General features: G+C 71.1%; 18 protein-coding genes and 2 tRNA genes. 11 read left to right on the forward strand and 9 right to left on the reverse strand.

From position 1 onward, the window contains the following. The first annotated feature begins 16 nt into the window (after nt 1–16). Both CFN78_RS10700 and CFN78_RS10705 read left to right on the forward strand, forming a co-directional pair. The gene (locus CFN78_RS10700; RefSeq protein ID WP_094862570.1) at nt 17–649 is read left to right on the forward strand and encodes an NAD(P)-dependent oxidoreductase; all 633 of its coding nucleotides are present in this window, start codon (nt 17–19) and stop codon (nt 647–649) included. A 37-nt stretch (nt 650–686) separates the two neighbouring features. Beyond that, on the forward strand, nt 687–1,406 hold the full coding sequence (locus CFN78_RS10705) for an SGNH/GDSL hydrolase family protein (RefSeq protein ID WP_094862571.1): 720 nt from the start codon (nt 687–689) through the stop codon (nt 1,404–1,406). A gap of 1 nt (nt 1,407) precedes the next feature. Here CFN78_RS10705 and CFN78_RS10710 read toward each other — a convergent pair whose 3' ends face one another. Next, on the reverse strand, nt 1,408–1,866 hold the full coding sequence (locus tag CFN78_RS10710) for an SRPBCC family protein (protein ID WP_094862572.1): 459 nt from the start codon (nt 1,864–1,866) through the stop codon (nt 1,408–1,410). A gap of 171 nt (nt 1,867–2,037) precedes the next feature. Here CFN78_RS10710 and CFN78_RS10715 point away from each other — a divergent pair, with 171 nt between their 5' ends. After that, nucleotides 2,038–3,921 carry an FUSC family protein gene (locus CFN78_RS10715; protein WP_094862703.1) on the forward strand — a complete coding sequence of 628 codons (1,884 nt, stop codon included), beginning with the start codon at nt 2,038–2,040 and terminating at the stop codon, nt 3,919–3,921. A 75-nt stretch (nt 3,922–3,996) separates the two neighbouring features. Then, nucleotides 3,997–4,239 (forward strand): antitoxin, encoded by a 243-nt coding sequence (locus CFN78_RS10720; protein ID WP_094862573.1) that lies wholly within the window; start codon nt 3,997–3,999, stop codon nt 4,237–4,239. Between the two features lie 251 nt (nt 4,240–4,490). Here CFN78_RS10720 and CFN78_RS10725 read toward each other — a convergent pair whose 3' ends face one another. Continuing rightward, nucleotides 4,491–5,459 (reverse strand): prephenate dehydrogenase, encoded by a 969-nt coding sequence (locus CFN78_RS10725; protein ID WP_094862574.1) that lies wholly within the window; start codon nt 5,457–5,459, stop codon nt 4,491–4,493. A 13-nt stretch (nt 5,460–5,472) separates the two neighbouring features. Continuing rightward, nucleotides 5,473–6,699, reverse strand: coding sequence for a M20 metallopeptidase family protein (locus CFN78_RS10730; RefSeq protein ID WP_094862575.1), 1,227 nt, complete (start codon nt 6,697–6,699; stop codon nt 5,473–5,475). 95 nt (nt 6,700–6,794) lie between these two features. Between CFN78_RS10730 and CFN78_RS10735 the strand changes: the two genes are divergently transcribed. The 4 genes from CFN78_RS10735 (at nt 6,795) to CFN78_RS10750 (ending at nt 8,298) form a co-directional block, all read left to right on the forward strand. Next, entirely contained in the window at nt 6,795–7,277 is a 483-nt protein-coding gene (locus CFN78_RS10735) for a tRNA adenosine deaminase-associated protein (protein ID WP_094862704.1), read from the forward strand. 5 nt (nt 7,278–7,282) lie between these two features. Continuing rightward, nucleotides 7,283–7,768 (forward strand): nucleoside deaminase, encoded by a 486-nt coding sequence (locus CFN78_RS10740; protein WP_420807870.1) that lies wholly within the window; start codon nt 7,283–7,285, stop codon nt 7,766–7,768. Nucleotides 7,769–7,862: 94 nt separating this feature from the next. Then, the gene (locus tag CFN78_RS10745) at nt 7,863–8,072 is read left to right on the forward strand and encodes a CsbD family protein (RefSeq protein ID WP_094862576.1); all 210 of its coding nucleotides are present in this window, start codon (nt 7,863–7,865) and stop codon (nt 8,070–8,072) included. 135 nt (nt 8,073–8,207) lie between these two features. Beyond that, nucleotides 8,208–8,298 (forward strand) — tRNA-Ser (locus CFN78_RS10750). 62 nt (nt 8,299–8,360) lie between these two features. On the opposite strand, the gene CFN78_RS10755 is transcribed toward CFN78_RS10750, so the two are convergent. The 3 genes from CFN78_RS10755 to CFN78_RS10765 all read right to left on the reverse strand — a co-directional run bounded on the left by CFN78_RS10755 (nt 8,361) and on the right by CFN78_RS10765 (nt 10,022). Further along, nucleotides 8,361–9,440, reverse strand: coding sequence for a hypothetical protein (locus CFN78_RS10755; protein ID WP_094862577.1), 1,080 nt, complete (start codon nt 9,438–9,440; stop codon nt 8,361–8,363). Nucleotides 9,441–9,534: 94 nt separating this feature from the next. After that, complete coding sequence (locus tag CFN78_RS10760) at nt 9,535–9,726, reverse strand: hypothetical protein (protein ID WP_094862578.1); 192 nt, start codon at nt 9,724–9,726, stop codon at nt 9,535–9,537. Between the two features lie 86 nt (nt 9,727–9,812). After that, complete coding sequence (locus tag CFN78_RS10765; RefSeq protein WP_094862579.1) at nt 9,813–10,022, reverse strand: hypothetical protein; 210 nt, start codon at nt 10,020–10,022, stop codon at nt 9,813–9,815. Between the two features lie 189 nt (nt 10,023–10,211). On the opposite strand from CFN78_RS10765, the gene CFN78_RS10770 reads away from it, so the two are divergent. Together CFN78_RS10770 and CFN78_RS10775 are read left to right on the forward strand one after the other, a co-directional pair. Next, entirely contained in the window at nt 10,212–12,116 is a 1,905-nt protein-coding gene (locus tag CFN78_RS10770; RefSeq protein ID WP_094862706.1) for an endonuclease/exonuclease/phosphatase family protein, read from the forward strand. Nucleotides 12,117–12,282: 166 nt separating this feature from the next. Beyond that, on the forward strand, nt 12,283–13,035 hold the full coding sequence (locus CFN78_RS10775; protein WP_420807871.1) for a D-Ala-D-Ala carboxypeptidase family metallohydrolase: 753 nt from the start codon (nt 12,283–12,285) through the stop codon (nt 13,033–13,035). 72 nt (nt 13,036–13,107) lie between these two features. On the opposite strand, the gene CFN78_RS10780 is transcribed toward CFN78_RS10775, so the two are convergent. Both CFN78_RS10780 and CFN78_RS30090 read right to left on the reverse strand, forming a co-directional pair. Then, nucleotides 13,108–13,197 (reverse strand) — tRNA-Ser (locus CFN78_RS10780). Nucleotides 13,198–13,483: 286 nt separating this feature from the next. After that, the gene (locus tag CFN78_RS30090) at nt 13,484–15,835 is read right to left on the reverse strand and encodes a patatin-like phospholipase domain-containing protein (protein ID WP_133116323.1); all 2,352 of its coding nucleotides are present in this window, start codon (nt 15,833–15,835) and stop codon (nt 13,484–13,486) included. 425 nt (nt 15,836–16,260) lie between these two features. On the opposite strand from CFN78_RS30090, the gene CFN78_RS10790 reads away from it, so the two are divergent. After that, nucleotides 16,261–16,986 carry a S1 family peptidase gene (locus CFN78_RS10790; RefSeq protein ID WP_094862582.1) on the forward strand — a complete coding sequence of 242 codons (726 nt, stop codon included), beginning with the start codon at nt 16,261–16,263 and terminating at the stop codon, nt 16,984–16,986. Nucleotides 16,987–17,175: 189 nt separating this feature from the next. On the opposite strand, the gene CFN78_RS10795 is transcribed toward CFN78_RS10790, so the two are convergent. Then, the gene (locus tag CFN78_RS10795) at nt 17,176–18,339 is read right to left on the reverse strand and encodes a glycosyltransferase (RefSeq protein WP_094862583.1); all 1,164 of its coding nucleotides are present in this window, start codon (nt 18,337–18,339) and stop codon (nt 17,176–17,178) included. Between the last annotated feature and the right edge of the window lie 257 nt (nt 18,340–18,596).

The raw sequence follows: 18,596 nt of genomic DNA on the forward strand, positions 1-18,596 counted from the left end.
TCACCAAGGAGGCGACATGCGGCTGACCGTGTTCGGAGGCACCGGAAGAACCGGGAAACCGTTACTGGAAAAGGCTTTGTCCGACGGACACGAGGTCACCGCCGTGGTGCGCGACCCGTCGCGACTCGACCCGGGAGTACGGGACCGGGTCGAGGTCGTCCTCGCCGACATCCGGGACGCCGCCGCGATCGCCCCCGCCGTCGACGGCCGGGACGCCGTGCTCTCCGCACTCGGCCCGGCCGCGAGCGGCCCCTCGACGGTGTGCGCGGACTTCGCCCGCGCCGCCGTCGCCGCGCTGGCCGAGACCGGAGTGTCCCGGCTGGTCGTGCTCAGTGCCAGCGGGGCGCACACCGATGGCGACCCGCCGTTCGTCCGGCTGGTGGTGAAACCCTTGCTAGGCCGCGTACTCCGGCATGCCTTCGCCGACATGCGGGCGATGGAGGCCGAGGTGATGGCGAGCGCGCTGGACTGGACCGTCGTGCGGCCACCACGTCTGCTGGACCGGCCGGAGACCGGCACCGTGCGCAGCAGGCTGGACGGCAACGTCCGCGGCGGCTCCACCATCGCCAGGGCCGACCTCGCCCGGTACCTGCTCGACGCCCTCGGCGCGGAAGAACTCCACCGGCAGGCCGTCTCGGTGGCAGGATAGGCGTCGCGGCCGACCGTGCCGCGCCGCGAGGAGGATCATGATCCGCAGGACAGCCTGGACGCTGGCCACGCTCGCCGGCTCGCCGCTGCTGCTCGCGCAGGCCGTCCGGGTCCGTCGTGCCACGCCGAAACTGCCCGGGGCACAGGGGCCCGTCGACGGCGAAGTCCGCGGTACCGGCGCTCCGCTCCGGCTACTGGTGATCGGCGAGTCCACAGTGGACGGCGTGGGTGCGCGGACGCACGACGAGGCGCTCACCGGACGGATCGCGCAGTCGCTGGCCACCCGGCTCGGCCGGGGTGTGCGCTGGCGGGCCCTCGGCCTGTCCGGGGCGAACGCGCGCACGGTGCGGCGGCGGCTGCTCCGCGACGCCTGCGCGCTGCCCGCCGACCTGGTGGTGATCGCGCTCGGCGTGAACGACGTCATCGAGCTGCACTCCGCCGCCCGGTACCGCCGCGACCTGCTGCGGCTGCTGCTGGACCTGCGGCGCGGACTCGGACCGGTGCCCGTGCTGTTCGCCGGGGTACCGCCGCTGGATCGTTTCCCGAACCTGCCGTGGCCGCTGCGCGCCGTGCTCGGCGCCCGCTCCCGCGCCCTCGGTTCCGCCGCCACGACGCTGGACGCGCTCCCCGGCGTCAGCTACGTACCGGTACCGGCGGACATCCTGCGCCCCGAGTGGTTCGCCGACGACGGTTTCCATCCCGGCCCCGAGGCGTATCTGGCGTGGGGACGGCAGCTCGCCGAGGTAGCTCCCGGGTAGGTCAGCCGCGTTCGGCGGCGCGCACCATCCGGGCCGAGACCACACTGATCACCGTCCGCATCACCAGCCGGATTCCCGGGCCGGTGCCGGGCACCGTCTCCCGGAACGAAGCCGTCCAGCGCAGATCCGTACCGCCGGCGGCGTTCGGCGTGAAGCGAACCTCGGCGTGGTACTCCTTCAACGGCCGGTCGGCGGCGAAGGAGTACGCGTGCAGCCGGTCCTGCTCGTAGGCCACGGTCCGCTCCCGCAGCAGCACCGGCCACGCCCCGACCACCCGAACCGCGCCCAGCCCGGCCGTCTCCGGCTCGCCGGTGCGCTCCCAGCGTGAGATCAGCACCAGCGGCCGGGCCCAGTCCGTCCAGCCCGGGGCGTCGGTCTCCATCGCGAACAGCCGCTCCGGGGACGCCGTACTGACCCGGTTGACCTCGAAGGAGAACGTCCTCGCCCGCTGCCTGCCCATCTGCCCGCCTCTCGCCCGGAGAATCCGTCCACGCCGCTCGCGGACGCCCGCCGTGATGTCAACGACCGAGACGCCGGGCGACTACGGGCCGTTCTGGGTGAAGATGGACACGTGACCGACTTCGCCGCCCCGCACTGGCTGGCCCAGTTGCTGCGCAGCACCCCGGCGCCGATGCCGTGGAGCCGGGCGGTGCGTGCGGCGCTGGCGCTGGCGGTCCCGCTGGCTGTCGGCCTTGCGCTGGGCGACATCGGCCTCGGCGCGCTGGTCTCCACCGGTGCGCTGCCCACCGTGCTGTCCGAGGCGGCGGGCCCTTACCGCTACCGGGCTCGCCGGATCGGCGGGGCGACCGCCGCCGCGGCCGTCGGCTACGCGATCGGCCTGTTCGCCGGGGCGAGCCCGTGGACCTCGGTGCCCGCCGTCATCGGCATCGCCGCCGTCTCCGCACTGGTCAGCGCCGCGGGCAACAACGCCTCCAACGCCGGGCTGCAGTTCTTCGTCTTCGGGGTCCTGGGCACCGGGCAGCACGCGATGGGCATCGGACTCGGCGTCTCCTTGCTGTGCTTCCTGGCCGGCGCGGCGTGGGGGCTGACCGTCGCGCTCGCCGCCTGGACCGTGCGCGCCACGACACCCGAACGCAGCGCCGTCGCACAGGTCTACATCGAGCTCGCGGCGATGCTCTCGGCCGAGGACGAGCACACCTCCCGCGCAGCCCGGCACCAGCTCACCACCGCCATGAACACCGCCTACGACCGGCTGCTCACCGCCCGGTCCTGGCTGTCCGGACGGGACGCCACCTACCGGGCGCTGCTCAACCGCCTCGCCGCGGGCACCCCGGCCGTCGAGGCGTCCGTCGCCATCGTCAACGCCGGACAGCGCGCCCCGCGGGAAGTCGTCACGTACCTGGCGTCGGTGGCCACCTCGATCCTGGCGGCCGTACCGGTGGACGAACCGCCCGAACCGGCCGCGGACGCCTCGCCCGCGCAACTCGCCCTCTACGCCGGACTGGAACGCATCGCCAAGGGGGAACAGCGTGGGCGCCGCGATCCGGCGCCGTTGCGGGAGAAGGTGCGGGACTGGGCGACCTCGCTGATCGCGGGCCCGCTGACCTGGATCGCCGCCGCCAGGCTGACGCTGTGCGTCGCCATCGCCGAGGCGGCTGGCCTGCTGGTGCCGTTCGAACGGTCGTACTGGATCACGCTCACCGTCGGCATCGTGCTCAAACCGGACTTCGGCTCGGTGTTCGGCCGCGCCGTGCTGCGCGGTATCGGCACCGTCGCCGGCGTCGGGCTCGGTGCGGCGGCGCTCGGCATCGGTGCCCCCGGCTGGGCGCTGGTTCTGCTGGCGGGTGTGTTCGCGGCGGGCGCCGCCATCGGAAAGGTACGCAACTACGGCATTCTCAGCGCCTTCGTGACGCCGCTGATCATCCTGCAGATGGACCTGACCAACCAGGGGGACTGGCCGGTCGTCCTGGCCCGGCTGGTGGACACCGTGCTGGGCTGCGCGATCGTCCTGGTGTTCGGTTACCTGCTGTGGCCGGGCAGCAGGCGGCCCCGGGTCGGTGGCCTGCTCGCGGACGTGGTCGACGCCGTCGGCGCGTACGTCGAACGGGGGCTGCTGCCCGCCGGCACCGCGGACGAACGCGCGGAGCGGTCCCGGTGCAGGCGGCTGGCCTACCGCGGTCTCGCCGACCTGCGCACGGCGTTCCAGCAGGTCGTCGTCGAACCGTCCGCCGCGGGGCGGCAGGCGGCCGCGTGGTGGCCGGTCATCGTCGCGCTCGAACAGGTCACCGATGCCGTGACGGAGGTGGTGGTGACCGTCGAGCACGGGGCCCCTGCGCCCGCGGCCGGTGACGTCGAGCTGCTCTCGGCGGCGCTCGGTGAGCTGGCGGCGTCGGTACGCCAGCAGCGTCACCCACGGGACGGCGCGCTGCCGGAGCACGATCAGCTCAGCGGCGTCGTCGATCAGCTCCGGTCGGCGTTCGACGCGGTTCGCGGGCCGGATCTGTCCGCGCGGACGCCCTCGCGGGTGCTGCGGCGGTTCCGTTCGGACCGGTGACACCGGCTTGCGAGATCGCGCGACTCGGGTTTGATGGTCTGTGTCGCGACCCCGGAGTGCGAAGGAGTCTGAACCATGGGCATCAATTTCGATGACATCAAGAACAAGGCGCAGGAAGCCCTCGGCAAGCACGGCGACAAGGCCGGCCAGGGCGTCGACAAGGCCGGTGAGTTCGCCAAGTCCAAGTTCGGCGACCACGCCGACAAGATCGACAACGCCACCGGCAAGGCCAAGGACTACCTGAACAAGGACCAGCAGGGCCAGGGCGGCGACGCTCAGCCGCCGCAGGGTGGCCCCACCCCGCAGCCGCCCGCCTGACGGTGCGGCTTTCCGGCGTCCGATCCGTTCGGGCGCCGAGGATCGAGGCCCCTTTCACGCTCGCCGTGGAGGGGGCTTCTTCCTGCCCCGACGCCCAGCCCCGGTCGTTCCCGTCGGCGTTCGGATCGTCTCCGCCGCCCGTCCGGTCCCGCGCTCGGGTGATCCCGTCCGAGTGAATCCGGGCGAGGAATTCTCCCCGTCCGCCGGGCCCGGTCGGCGGGTTCCCCTCAGCCGGTGCCCGCCACGGAGGATCAGGCGACCTGGCCGGTGACCGAACCGTCCGCCACGGCGGTGATGTGGCCGCCGCGTTCGCCGAGGGCACGGAGGCCGTCGCGGGCGTCCGGGGCGTCCAGCCGCACCAGGACCTCCGTGCGGGCCGCGTCCCGGTGTTCGGCCAGTGTCCGCATGCCCTGGTAACCGGCGTTGATCGTCGAGGCCAGTCCGCCGGTGGACGCCAGCGACCCGCGGGTGGCGCCGAGCATCCCCAGCGCCTCGTCCAGTACCGGGAGCAGTGCCTCGCGGTTGCCCTCCGTCATCGCGCGCACCAGTTCCGGCCTGCTCCCCGCGACGCGGGTGCCGTCGCCGAACGACCCGGCGGACAGCGAGGCGGCGAGCGGGCCACCGTGACCGCCGACCGTGGCGAGCACCGCGGCCAGCAGATGCGGCAGGTGGGAAACGCGGGCGACGGCCTCGTCGTGCGCGGACGCCGACAGCGGTACGACCCTGGCACCCGCGTCCAGCGCCAGCGCCGCGACCTCGCTCCACACCGCGAGGTCCGTGTCGTCCTCGACGCACACCACCCAGGCGGCGCCGTCGAACAGCGCCACGTTCCCCGCCGCCCAGCCCGACTCCGCCGTGCCCGTCATCGGATGTCCGCCCGCGTAGCGCGCCTGCGGCACCAGCCTGCGCACCGACCCGAGCACCGGGCCCTTCACACTGGTGACGTCGGTGAGCACGCATGCCGGGGCGTGCGCCGCGACACGGCGAAGCACCTCGTCGACCGCGGGCAGCGGTACCGCCGACACGACGACGGCGTCCCGCTCGGCCGCCCGCCGCAGCGCCGCGTCGACGTCGGTACCCGCGTCGTAACCGTCCACAGTGGCCGCTTCGGCATCCGATCCGGACTCGGTCGCGCCCCACGCCGTCCGGCCAGCCGCGACGGCGGAACGCAGCACGGAGCCGCCGAGCAGGCCGAGGCCGATCACACAGATGTCTCGCACCGCGCCATCCTCTCTAACGAAGGGCGTCGAGCGCGAACGCGGCGTACATCGCCACGCCGGCGGCCATCGCCTGCTCGTGGTAGCGGACCCGGTTGGAGTGGTTCGGCGCCGCCTCGGCGGGATCGGTGCCGGGCGGGCACGCGCCGACGAACGCGAACGTCCCGGGAATCCGCTGCAGCACATAGGAGAAGTCCTCAGCACCCATGATCGGGTCGGGCATCACCTCGGAACGGTCGGCCCCGAGGACCTCGCCGCCCAGTTCGGTGAACGCGGGCGCGCGCTCGTCGTCGTTGACGGTCACCGGGTAGCCGGGCTCGATGTCCGCGGCGACCTTGCAGCCGTGTGCGGTCCCGATCGCCTCGCACACCTTCGGCAGCTCGGCGCGCACCAGCGCGCGGGTGCGCTCGGAGACCGTCCGGATCGTGCCCTCCAGCTCGGCGACCTCCGGGATGATGTTCGTCGTCGTCCCGGCGGCGATCCTGGCGACGGTGAGCACGGCGGGTTCGAAGACGCTGACCCGCCGGGTGATCATCGTCTGCAGCGCCCCGACCATCGCGGCCGCGGCGGGGATGGGGTCGATCGCGGCGTGCGGGGCCGAAGCGTGCCCGCCCTTCCCGGTGACCGTCACGAAGAACTGGTCGGCGGAGGCGAGGATCGGCCCGGGGCGGGCGAAGACGTGCCCGGCGGCCATGTTCGCGTGGACGTGCAGGGCCAGCGCCCGTTCGACGCGCTCGCCCGCCGCGTCCAGCACGCCTTCGTGGATCATGTGCCGCGCCCCGTGGTAGCCCTCCTCGCCGGGCTGGAACATGAACACCACCGAGCCCGCGAGTTCGCTCGCGTGCTCGCACAGTAGCCGGGCGGCGGACACCAGCATCGCCACGTGCAGGTCGTGCCCGCAGGCATGCATCGTCCCGTCCACTTCGGACGCGAACTCCTCGCCGGACTCCTCGGTCAGTGGCAGCGCGTCCATGTCGGCGCGCAGCAGCACGGCGGGCCCGGGCTTCGCGCCGCGCAGGATCGCGGTGATCGACGTGGTCGACTTGCCGAGCGAGATCTCCAGCGGCAGCCCTTCGAGCGCGCGCAGGATCGCGGCCTGGGTGACGGGAAGCCGCAGGCCCTGCTCGGGCTGCCGGTGGATCTCCCGGCGCAGGCTGACCGTGTCGGACTGCAGCGCCTCGGCCTCGGCCAGCAGGCCCGCGAAGCGCGCGTCGGGGAGCGAGGGGAGCTCGGTCGGTTCCATGGTGTCGATATTGGCAGTCGAAGGGGCTCCGACGCACCAGGGGCGAAGTGATCGGCGGGCGATCGCGCACGCCAGGACCGGTATACGGTGTGGCGATGGCGGTGCAGGAACCGATCACGGGATTCGCGGTGGCCGTGGTCCGCGAGGACGGCCGCTGGCGGTGCAGCGCGCTCGACGCCGCCGCTCTCGGCGAACTGGACGCGACGATCACCGAACTGCGGAAGCTGCGGTCCACCGGCGCGGTCTTCGCGCTGCTCGCCGTGGACGACGAGTTCTTCGTCATCGTGCGGCCGGGACCGCGGGGCCCCTCGTTGCTGCTCTCCGACGCGGCGGCCGGGCTCGACTACGACATCGCGGCGGACGTGCTGGACCTGCTGCGTGCCGATCCGCCCGATCCCGAGGACGAGTCGATCTGGCCGGAGGGCGACCTCGACGTGCTCGCCGACCTCGGCATGCCCGGGGACGAACTCGAGGTGGTGGTCGGCGATGTGGACCTCTACCCGGACGAGCAGTTGCAGATGATCGCGCAGCGGTGCGGTTTCGACGGCGAGTTCGCCGCACTGCTCGACGAACTCTAGAGCCCGTGCCCGCCGTCGGGGACCTCGTGACCGGGGACGAGGACGCGGTACGGGCGGCGCTGGCTGCGGCGGCGGCCGCCGGGCGCGACGTGCCGATCGGTGCGGTCGTGCTCGGTCCGGACGGGCGCGTGCTCGCTGCCGCCCGCAACGCCCGCGAGGAGCTGGGTGACCCGACCGCACATGCCGAACTGCTCGCCCTGCGCGCCGCGGCCCGGGCGCACGGCGACGGCTGGCGGTTGTCCGGCTGCACGCTCGCGGTGACCGTGGAGCCCTGCACGATGTGCGCCGGTGCGCTGGTGCTGGCCCGGGTGTCGCGGGTCGTCTTCGGTGCGTGGGAGCCGCGCACCGGCGCGGTCGGGTCGTTGTGGGACGTGGTGCGCGATCGGCGGTTGAACCACCGTCCCGAGGTGCGCGGGGGCGTGCTGGAACGCGAGTGCGCGGCGTTGCTGGAGGCCTTCTTCGCCACGGAACGCACTCACCCAATGGAGTGATGTGCGGCACTGTGCCGTGACGTTCCGGGGTCTCTGGGTATCCGAGTCGTAGTACGGCTCGTGATGAGCCGCGCCACAATGAAGGAGGATCTCGATGAGCCTGTTCGACAAGGCGAAGGACAAGGCCCAGCAGGCCATGGGCACCGCCAAGGAGAAGACCGGCAAGGCCACGAACAACGAGGACCTCGAGGCTTCCGGCAAGGCCGACCAGACGAAGGGCGAGGCCAAGGAGGCCGCGCACGACGCCAGGGACAAGGCGCAGGGCGCGGTGCAGGACGCGAAGGACAAGTTCGGCAACCGCTGATCCCGTGCTTCGCTGACGCAGAGGCCCGTCCCGCTCGGGGGCGGGCCTTTCGTCGTACGGGGCGGGCGACGAGCGCGTCAGACGCCGCCGACCCGTCTTCCGGAGCCGGAAACGGTGTGCAGTACCCTGGTCGGCGGTAGCGTGTCCGAGCGGCCGAAGGAGCTCGCCTCGAAAGCGAGTGACGGGTAACCCCCGTCCGTGGGTTCAAATCCCACCGCTACCGCCAGCGAAACCGAAGGGCGGGCACCGGATCCCGGTGCCCGCCCTTCGTGCTGTCAGGGCCGCGAATCAGCCGCCGTGCACCGTGGCGAACGGCTGCTGCTTGTTGCCCGGACCCGCCGAGCCGACGGCCAGCAGGCGACCGTCGTCGAGCGCGGTCCCGGCCACCGGGTCGCCCGCCGGGGGGCCCTCCACCGGGGCCCAGGTGGTGCCGTCGTAGCGCAGCAGCGTGTCGCCGAGGGACCAGAGCTGGTCGCCGACGCGGACGAGTTCACCCAGCTTCCCCCCTGCGACAGGGGCCTCCTGCTTGGTCCACGCGGTGCCGTCCCAGTGCAGCAGAACGGGCAGCGACGGGGTCGCGTCGTCGTAGGAGAACACCGTTCCGGTAGCCCACACATCGTCGGCTGCCAGCGCCGCGATGCCGTGAAGCTGTACGTCCTGGCTGACGGTGCCGGGGAACTCGGGTACCGGCACCTCGCTCCACGCGGTGCCGTCCCAGTGCAGGGCGACGCCCTGGCCCGGCTCGCCGTCACGCTGGCCGATCGCCCACACATCGTCCGGTCCGGTGCCGGCGACCTCCGCCAGCGCCCAGTGCCCGGCGACGTCCGGAACGGGCACGTCGGACCAGGCCGTGCCGTCCCAGTGCTGCGCCATTCCCCGGCTCTCCACCGCGGGGTCGTCGGAGGACGCCCTGCCCACCGCCCAGACGTCGTCGGCGGCGAAAGCCACGGTGTCGAAGGCGAACAGCCGGTTCGAGGCGGGCGGCGGCGCGAACGGCACGACGGTCCACGCGGTGCCGTCCCAGTGCACGGTCTGCGCGCCGCCCGACTTCGCGTCCTGGCCGATCGCCCATGCGTCGTCGGCGGAGACCGTGGTGCCACCGGTGAGCCTGCCGATGTCCGGGACCGGTACCTCGGCCCAGTCCTCGGCACCGCGCAGGTACGCCTGGCTGTGGAACGCGGGCAGCCCTTGGTACCAGCCACCGAACGCCCAGGTCACCCCGTCGGCGGAGCTGACCGAGTCGAGCAGGGAGAACGCGTCCCTGCCGGGAATGGGTTCGTCCGTCCAGCTTTCCTGTGCGGCTGCCTGTCCTGCCGTCGCCGCGATGAGTACCGCGGTGATGCCCGCGGCCAATCCGATCCGTTTCAACGGATTACCTCCCAGTTGTCGAACACGTTCACCAGACGCGGTGAACACGTGACTGGTTGCCCGGAAGGAGTGAGGGGACGCCGAGGGCGAACGGTCAGGGGGTGAACGAGAATGCCTGCGCGACCGTGGTCGGCTGGTTGTGCGTCAACAACGCGTCGGCGTGCAGATCGGCGCGGCTCGGCAGCGGCACCTTGTGTCCACCCCGCTTGTGATCGCGCAGATCCACGATCGCCGCGACGGCGAGGCCCAGTACGAGCAGAAGTCCCAGAATCATCCAGATCGACATGATCTCCCCTTCAGTCTGGTTCGGTCGTGCCACCAGTCTACCCTCGCGGAAGCGCCATGACGGTGAGCAGACGATGAATCCGCTGGTCAGCTCCGGGGTGGCTCCTCGCGCAGGCCATCACGCTCGTAGCTGGTGGCCAGCCCGTTGCGCATTGCCCTCGCCTCCCGCCGCCTGATCTGCCCGCGTGGCATCCGCAGCCGGGTACGTTGCCCCTTCTTGCGGTCCCGCAGGTCGGATGCGGCGGCGATCGCCACCGCAGCGAGCAGTACCACCAGCAGAATGGCCCAGATCGGCATCAGAATTCCCCCTCTGTCGTCGATTCGGACCGTCCACCGTATCGCGTTCGGCGGGAAATGTGAGCCGATCGCTTTCCGTTGTACGTATGTCTTCCTTCGTTCACCCGTTTGAGCGAAGATGCCTCCGTTGACCCCCAGACGAGAGGACGCCGGGTGAGCCCGAGAACGCGTCGACGCACCGTGGTCGCGATGACCGCCGTGACCACGATGGCCACAACCGTCCTGCTCACCCCGGTGGCGAGCGCCGTGCCGAGCACGGAGACCGTGCCCGGTGCCGTACCGGCGCCGGTGAAGATCCACGACATCCAGGGCACGACCCGGCTCTCGCCGTTCGACGGGCAGGCCGTCGGCGACGTGACGGGCATCGTCACCGCGATCCGGGGATTCGGCAGTGCGCGCGGATTCTGGTTGCAGGACCCGGAAACCGACCAGGATCCACGGACCAGCGAGGCGTTGTTCGTGTTCACCGGTTCCACCACGCCCGGCGTCGCGGTCGGCGACGCGGTGACGGCGTCCGGCACGGTGAAGGAGTTCTACCCCGATTCGCCGAGCACCTCCAACTTCCAGTCCCTGACCGAACTGACCGGTGCACAGTGGACGGTGAAGTCCTCGGGGAATCCGCTTCCCGAAACGAAGATCATCGACGAGGGCAGCCTTCCGGAGAAGCTCGCCGCCCAGGTCGGCGGGAACATCGAAGGGCTGCGACTGGAACCGGACGTCTACTCGCTGGACTTCTGGGAGGCACACGAGAGCGAACTCGCCGGGGTGCGCGACGTGCCCATCGTCGGCCCGAGCACGCAGTACGACGAGCTGTACGTGACGACGAAACCGCGGCAGCGGCCGACCTCCCGGGGTGGCACCGGATATCTCGGCTACGAGCAGCCGAACACCGGCGTGCTGAAGGTCGAATCGCTGATCCCGTTCGGCGAACGTCCGTTCCCGGTGGCCAACACCGGCGACACGCTCACCGGCACGACCTCGGGGCCGGTGGAGTACGACAGTTTCGGCGGCCACACCGTCTTCGCGACCGAACTCGGCCAGGTCCGGGAAAACGGCCTCACCCGCGAGGTCACCCGGCCGCAGCGCAGCGGCGAACTCGCGGTGGCGACCTACAACGTGGAGAACCTCTCCGCCACCGACGAGCAGGCCAAGTTCGACGATCTCGCCCGCGGTGTCGCCGGGCACCTGGCGTCGCCGGACGTCGTGACGCTGGAGGAGATCCAGGACAACAACGGCGCGGACGGAAACGGTGACGGCCTGGTCGCCGCCGACGAGACCCTGCGGCGCTTCGTCGACGCGATCGTCGCCGCGGGCGGACCGCGTTACGAGTTCCGGCAGATCGATCCACAGGACCTCGCCGACGGTGGCGAGCCGGGCGGCAACATCCGCGTCGGCTTCCTGTTCAACCCGGAGCGTGTGTCCTTTGTGGATCGTCCGGGCGGTGACGCCACCACGCCGGTGGATGTGCGTGCGGACAAGGGAAAGGCCGCGCTGACCGTGTCGCCGGGGCGTGTCGATCCGGCGAATCCGGCTTGGGAGGACAGTCGCAAGCCGCTCGCGGGCGAGTTCGTCTTCAAGGGCCGCACGGTGTTCGTCGTCGCCAACCACTTCGCCTCGAAGGGCGGCGACCAGCCGACGCACGGCCGGTTCCAGCCGCCGGTCAGGAGTTCGGAGGAGCAGCGCCTGGCGCAGGCCGAGTCGCTGCGTGGTTTCGCCGACGCGGTGCTGGCCGCGGACCCGAAGGCGAACCTGATCCTGGCGGGAGACCTGAACGACTACCCGTTCTCCTCCTCGGTGCGGAAACTGACCGAGGGTGGCGCGCTCACCGCGCTGATCGACACCCTCCCGGAGAACGAGCGCTACAGCTACGTGTTCGAGGGCAATTCCCAGGTGCTGGACCACATCCTCGCGTCGAAGGCGCCCCGGGGCGTCGACTACGACGTGGTGCACCTGAACGCGGAGTTCGCCGAGCAGGCCAGCGACCATGACCCGCAGGTCGTGCGTTTCCGCCCCGGTAGCGGAAACGCGGCATTGGACGTGATCAACGATCTGCTCGACTGGCTGGAGCGGATCCTCGGCAGGCCGCTTGGCTGAACTTGGCCCCACTGCGGCCATCCGGGCGCGACCGTGCGTCCGGATGGACGCGAGAATGCGGGAAATGGGTAACGTTCTTCGTAAAGTGACAGAGATTTCTTGACCGGATGTCTTCTGTGTCCGAATGTCATCCCCACTTACAAGAGGTGAATCCCCGGAGGATGACGTGGTCAAGAAATTCGTGAAGGTGTTCGTGGCGCTGTGCATAGCGCTTTCGGCGTTCGCGGTCACCGGTTCGGCATCGGCGGCGCCCGCGCAGGCGCCCGTCCAGGCCGCGGACGGCTGCTACACGTGGGCGGGCCCGCTGTCCGAGGGCGCGACCGGCGATCCCGTGCGCCAGTTGCAGATCCGGGTGTCCGGGTACCCGGGAAGCGGTGAGGTGCTCGGCCTCGACGGCACCTACGGTCCGGCCACCAAGGCGGCCGTGACCCGTTTCCAGCAGGCGTACGGGATTTCGGCGGACGGCGTCGCGGGTGACGCGACGTTCGCGAAGATCTACGAACTGCAGGACGACGACTGCACCCCGGCAAACTTCGACTACGCGGAACTCAACGGGTGCAACAGCGACTGGTCCGGCGGCCCGCTGAGCGCAGCCGATGCCAAGGCGAACGCCCTCGTGTCGATGTGGAAGCTGCAGGCGATGCGGCACGCGCTCGGTGACGTGGCACTCAGCGTCAGCAGTGGCTTCCGCAGCTACTCCTGCAACGACGCCGTCGGTGGGGCCGCCGACAGCAGGCACCTCTACGGCGACGGCGTGGACCTGATCGGCGCGCCCTCGTTCTGCACTCTCGCCCTGCAGGCCCGCGACCACGGTTTCTCCCAGATCCTCGGCCCGGGCTACCCCGGCCACGACGACCACACCCACGTGGCCGCCAGCCCGAGCCGGCTCTGGTCGGCCCCCACCTGCGGCCTCGGCTAGGGCAACCACAACCGGAACGACGAACGCCGGGCCGCTCCCTGGGGGTGCGTGCCCGGCGTTTCGCCTGGTGGCTGGCGGAGGATACGGGATTCGAACCCGTGAGGGCTTTTACACCCAACACGATTTCCAATCGTGCGCCTTAGGCCGCTCGGCCAATCCTCCGCGCGGAAGACTACAGGATGCGCTCTCGACCAGCGGTTGCCGGGTCCGAGCTGGGCAGGCCTCCGGTTCCGGCCGTCGGCGCGCCGGTCGATACGCCGAGGCGGTGGCGGTCTGTTCGGGGTGGCTGGAGGACCCGGCTCCGAGCGGTGAGGCCGAGGCCTGCTCGGAGATCGAGACGCCCCGGCGGATCGTCGGCATCGGGCTCGCGCTTCCCGGCCTGCTCGGATTCGCCGTGGCGCCTTCCTGCCCGGCCGGCGCGCGCCGGCCGGACAGGCGGAGGCAACGCCTACTCGGGCGGGGTGAGGCGGAAGACCGGATTCACCGGGGACGTGCCGTCGAAGGGTTGCGCGAGCTGAACGTTGGCCAGATCGCCGAGCCCGGTGAACGCCTCGTTGATCTGCTCCTCGTACGGTTCGCGCTTCGGCCACACGCCGTCGTCCTCGGCGAACCAGCCCGACAGCTCGCGCGGGATCAGGTACGTGCTGGTGCGATCCTGGTACAGCGGTGAGCGGAACTGCGCCTGCCTGGCCAGCTCGCGGAACTCCCTGATGGCGATGCGCATCCGGATCCACCGGTAGCGGTCGGTCTGGGTGAGCCCGGGGCTTTCCCCGCCCGTGCCCGCGACACTGAAACGCTGCTTCAGGGTCTCGCCCGCCTTGTGCCCGCGCAGCGCCAGCCGGGCGATCGACTCCGGGGTCATGAACAGATTCGTGCCGCCCTCACCGAGCCCCTGCCGCACGCTCGCGATCCTGCCGCGGAAACCGGGCAGCGCCGACTGCATGGTGTCCCGCCAGCCGAGGAAGGTGCCGATGATCCGGCTGCCGAACGCCGCGATGCCGGCCCCGGTCGGCGACCACGGCTCCGCCACCACCGTCGAGTCCTGTGGCGCGATGTGCACCTCCTGCTCCGGCGGGACGTCACTGTCCAGCCGGTCGAGGTTCAGGCCGAACGTGGGCCAGCGGGGGAGCAGCGTGTCGAAGAAGTGGATGGGGAAGTTGCTGGTGATGCCGCCGTCCGAGAACCAGTGCAGTTTTCCCTTGCGGCACAAGGGAACCGCCTGAATCAGACCGGGTAGCGACAGGCTCATCCTTGCGCCGAGGATCACCGGGACGTCCCAGGGGCCGGGCATCCAGTGCAGCGTGGTGTCCGGGTGCCGGGGACACGGCGTCGCGGCCGTGCCGGCCTCGCAGAGCTGCGTCACCACCCGAGCAGGCAGCACCCCGTCGAGGCAGCGGTGGCAGAACTGCCAACGTGAGTCGTCTTCCTCGGTGCCCTCGAACGGCAGCCGGTACGGCCTTCCGCCACTGAGGTCCGTCGTCATCAGCGCGAGGTTGATCACCCGCTCCGCGCTGTCGGCGGCCGCCCGGCGCAGGCGTTCGCCCGCGTTCTCCCCGTCGCGCGCGACATCGGGGCCGAGCCACAGATCGCCGAAGGTGAGCGCCCGCCGATCCGGACCCGGCGCGGTCCCGGCGAGATCGTCGATCCGGTCGGCCAGCCAGACGGCCAGTGGCGGAACACCGGTGGACGCGGGCATCCCGGCGAGCCGGTCGACCCGGCTCGGCACGTACGGCGCCGCCCCCGGCACCAGGCCGAAACCGAACCGTTCCGCGTCGGCGAGCACCGGCCAGCACGCCTTCCCGTAGATCGCCGCGTAGGCGGCCAGTGCGGCGAAGGTCAGCAGCAGCCAGGAGAACAGACCCGCCGACACCGCGACGAGCCACGCGGGAACGGTTCCGGCCGTCGCGGCCGAACCCGCCCAGATCAGCAGCCCGGCCAGCCAGGGCAGCAGCGGCAACGCGGGTGCGAGGCCGGCCCGGCGCAGCCTGGACACCGCGAGCCGCGTCACCCACCCGGCCGCCGTCAGCGCGAGCGCCGCGAGGATCACCGCGATCGGCCAGGGCACCTCGTTCCACCGCTGTGGCGGCAGCGCCAGGTGCACCCCGAGCGGTCCGGCGAACCAGACGGCGAACAGGACGACCAGTGCCGCCCTCGCCGGTGCGGTCACCGCCATCAGCAGCGCGGCGAGCACGGCGAGGTAGGTGTTGCGGCCGGTAGTAGCCGGCTTCTGCATCAACGCCGTCGCCAGCCGGTAGACCCGGTGCAGGTTCTCGCTGGGCTGGAAGAGCTGGGCGAGCCGCCAGCGTCCGTCCCCGGTTCCGGACACGAGCCAGTCGACGAGCTGGGCCAGTCCGGCGAATCCCGGCCGGACCGAGTCGTCCGCTTCGCCGGATCGCCGCGGCGCCGCGGGCTCGGGCGGCTGTTCGGTCTGCCCGGGTGCCTCGGTGCCCGGTTCGGTCCGCCCGGGGGTTTCGGCGAGCCTGCCGTACTCGGCGGCGGCGGTGGCGGCGGCCGCGATGGCTCCGGCGGAGGCGCCGCCGATGGAGCGGAACACGTAGTGCTCCGCGAGCGAGCACACGGCCAGCGGGTAGATCACGCCACTGGTCGTGCCCCCGCGCATGGTCAGATCGCAGGATCGCCCGGCGTACTCGGTGTAGCGGACGTGATCGGAATGCGCCCGGTTCTCCGCTTCGGCGGGTGTCCAGCGCAGCGACTCGGCGTCGAGGGTGCCGGTGTAACGGGCGGGGTCGTCGAGACCCAGTTCGCGTACTCGCGTTCTGGGATCGGCGTCGGCTGCCACGGTCTCGGCCTCCAGCTTCAACGGTTCTGCGGGCGTCGGAAACTATGGCAGAACGAGCCGGTTCGGCGGGCGGGTTTCCCACGCCGGCGGACGAGCGTCCGGACGCCCCTACCTTCGGATGCCGGGAACCCGACGATAGTCGGTTATTCACCGCCGGTTGCAACCTCACCTTCGTGTCGTCCCGTCCCGAGCGAAGCCGGGGCCGCTCCGCTCGCCTTGCGTGAGGTTTCCGCAGGTCGACGGCGTTTGCGAGACCCCGCGGTGACAGGTGTGCCTGATCTTCTCCGCGTCTCGGCAGCTCAACGAGGCGGAGTCAACTGGCAACTGTTCACGCTTTCGTGACACCTAGTCGGGTGGTAACTCTTGTCTCAGCGATCACCCCCCGTGACCCGTGAGTCTCGCTCCACACTAGAAACGAGGATCTCGTGAAGCTCTCTCGCGTGCTGCCGGCCGTTGCCGGTGCAGTTCTCGCCGTTACGGCCCTCGGCTCGACGGTTGCCTCGGCCGACACCACCTCGGCCCCGGCCGACGTCGCACCCGCCATCATCGATGGTGGCAACGCCGAAAGCGGCCCGTGGGCGGCCCGCCTGTTCTCCGGCGGCCAGGAAGCCTGCTCCGCGACCATCATCGGTCCCAAGTGGATCCTCACGGCGCAGCACTGCGTCGAGGGCGGGGACCTGACCTTCAACATCGGTGACCTCGACCAGAGCAAGGGCGAGAAGGCCAGCGCCGTCAACGTGACCGAGCACCCGTCGGTCGACCTCGCGCTGGTCGAGCTGGACCGCGAGGTGGACGCCACGTACGCCAAGCTGGCCGACTCGCAGATCGTCAACAACGGCGACCAGGTCCAGGTCTTCGGCTGGGGCGCGACCTGCACCGACAAGCCCGAGATCGAGTGCCAGGCCCAGCTGCTCAAGGTCGCCAACGTCGACGTGACCGGCGTCAACGCGCCGTGCACCGACTACCGCGGTGGCGACGCCGTCTGCGCCAGCCGTGGCGACGGCATCACCGCCGGTGGAGACTCCGGTGGCCCGATGTTCTCCGGTGACACCCAGGTCGGCGTCGCGTCCACCAGTGACCGCTCGTCCACGACCGCCTACACCCACGTCGCCTCCTACCGCGACTGGATCAAGGACACTTCGGGCATCTGATAGCACCACGGTTACCCGCTCAGGCGGCTCATTGCAGGTGATTTCCGCCAGAGCGTGAAGAAGGAAAGGGCCTCGCCGGTTCGCCGGCGGGGCCCTTCCTTCGTTTCCGTGTCGCGCGTTCCGGCATGCCGTGTCGCGCGCTCCGACCCCCCGTGTCGCGCGTTCTGGCATGCCGTGTCGGGCGTTCGGTCAGGTCGCGCGGACCGGACGCCACTGCGCGACCAGGCGTTCGAGCAGCTCGACGGTGTGCGAGGCAGGGGGCAAACCGGCGATCTCGGTTCGCAGGCGGCCGGCGGCCGCCCGGTAACCGGGGTTCGCCAGGACGTCCGCCATCGCCTCGCGGACGGACACCGGCGTCAAGGCGATCGGGTCGAGAACCCGGCCGGTACCGAGTCGCACGCACAGGTCGGCGTTCATCGGCTGGTCGGCACCCATCGGCACCATGACCATCGGAACGCCGTGCGTGAGCGCCCCGACAGTGCTGCCGGATCCGCCGTGAGTGAGAACCGCGGCGCAGTGCGGGAGCAGGGCGTGCTGCGGTACGAACTGTTCCACGCGGACGTTCGGCGGCTGCGGCCCGAGCTCCGCCGGGTTGATCTGCCGCCCGACCGTCGCCACCAGATTCACCGGTAGTTCGGCCAGGCCGTCGAGTATCCGGGAAAACAGATCGCCCGATTCCATATTTAAAACCGTGCCGAGGGTGACGTACACGAGTGGCGTCCCGGTGGACTCGTCGAGCCATTTCGGCGTCTGGGCGGCGAGGTCCATCGGAGGCCGGAACGGATGCGCCGTCGGGGGCAGCGGGAAGTCCGGATCCCGGTGGCTGGGCGGAAACGGCGACAACACCAGGTGTTTCCGCAACATCTCCAGGTCGGGATCGGCAGGCAGACCGTGCTCGGCGCGGATCGCGTTCAGGGGTTCGGCAAGCATGTCCGGGCGGATCAGCGAGCCGGAAGCGATGACGAGAACGCCTGCGTACGGAAGTCCCATCCGTTCCGCCGCGATCACACCGCCGAAGTCGACCTCCTCGCACACCAGAAGATCGGGGCGCCATCGCTCGCAGAGTTCGACGACGTCGGCCGCACGGGCACGGGCGATCCGGTCGGCGAAGCCATCGCGGACATCGCGCAGTTCCCGCTCGACGTCCACCTCCTGCAGCTCCATCCGTGTGGCCGGGTCCTTCCACGTCGGACCGGATTCGAACGTGGTGAAACCGGCCCGAGTGAGCGGAACCAGGGATGTGGCGCGTCCGGTGAAAGCGATCTCGTGGCCGGCGTCCCTTGCCGCCGTCGCGATCGGCAGCATCGGTTCGACGTGCCCGCTGCCTCCGGTGAAGGTGAACAGGATGCGCACCGATGGTCCGCACGTTTCCTTCGCGGCAGCTCGGCCTTGCGCACCTTACGAGGGCTGCCATCCCGGCGAAACCGAATACCGCAGCGCCCGACACGGCATGTCGCAGCGCGTGACACGGCGTGCCGCAGCGCCCGACACGGGGTGCCGCAGCGCCCGACACGGCATGGTGGGGGTCGGCCGATCGGTCCGGGAAATGACGGCCCGGCCCTTGTGCCCGGGCCCGGTACTCGTGTACGGCGGGTGAGTACGCGGGGTAG

This window comes from Amycolatopsis antarctica (genome assembly GCF_002262875.1).
In the GTDB taxonomy this organism is placed as follows: domain Bacteria; phylum Actinomycetota; class Actinomycetes; order Mycobacteriales; family Pseudonocardiaceae; genus Amycolatopsis; species Amycolatopsis antarctica.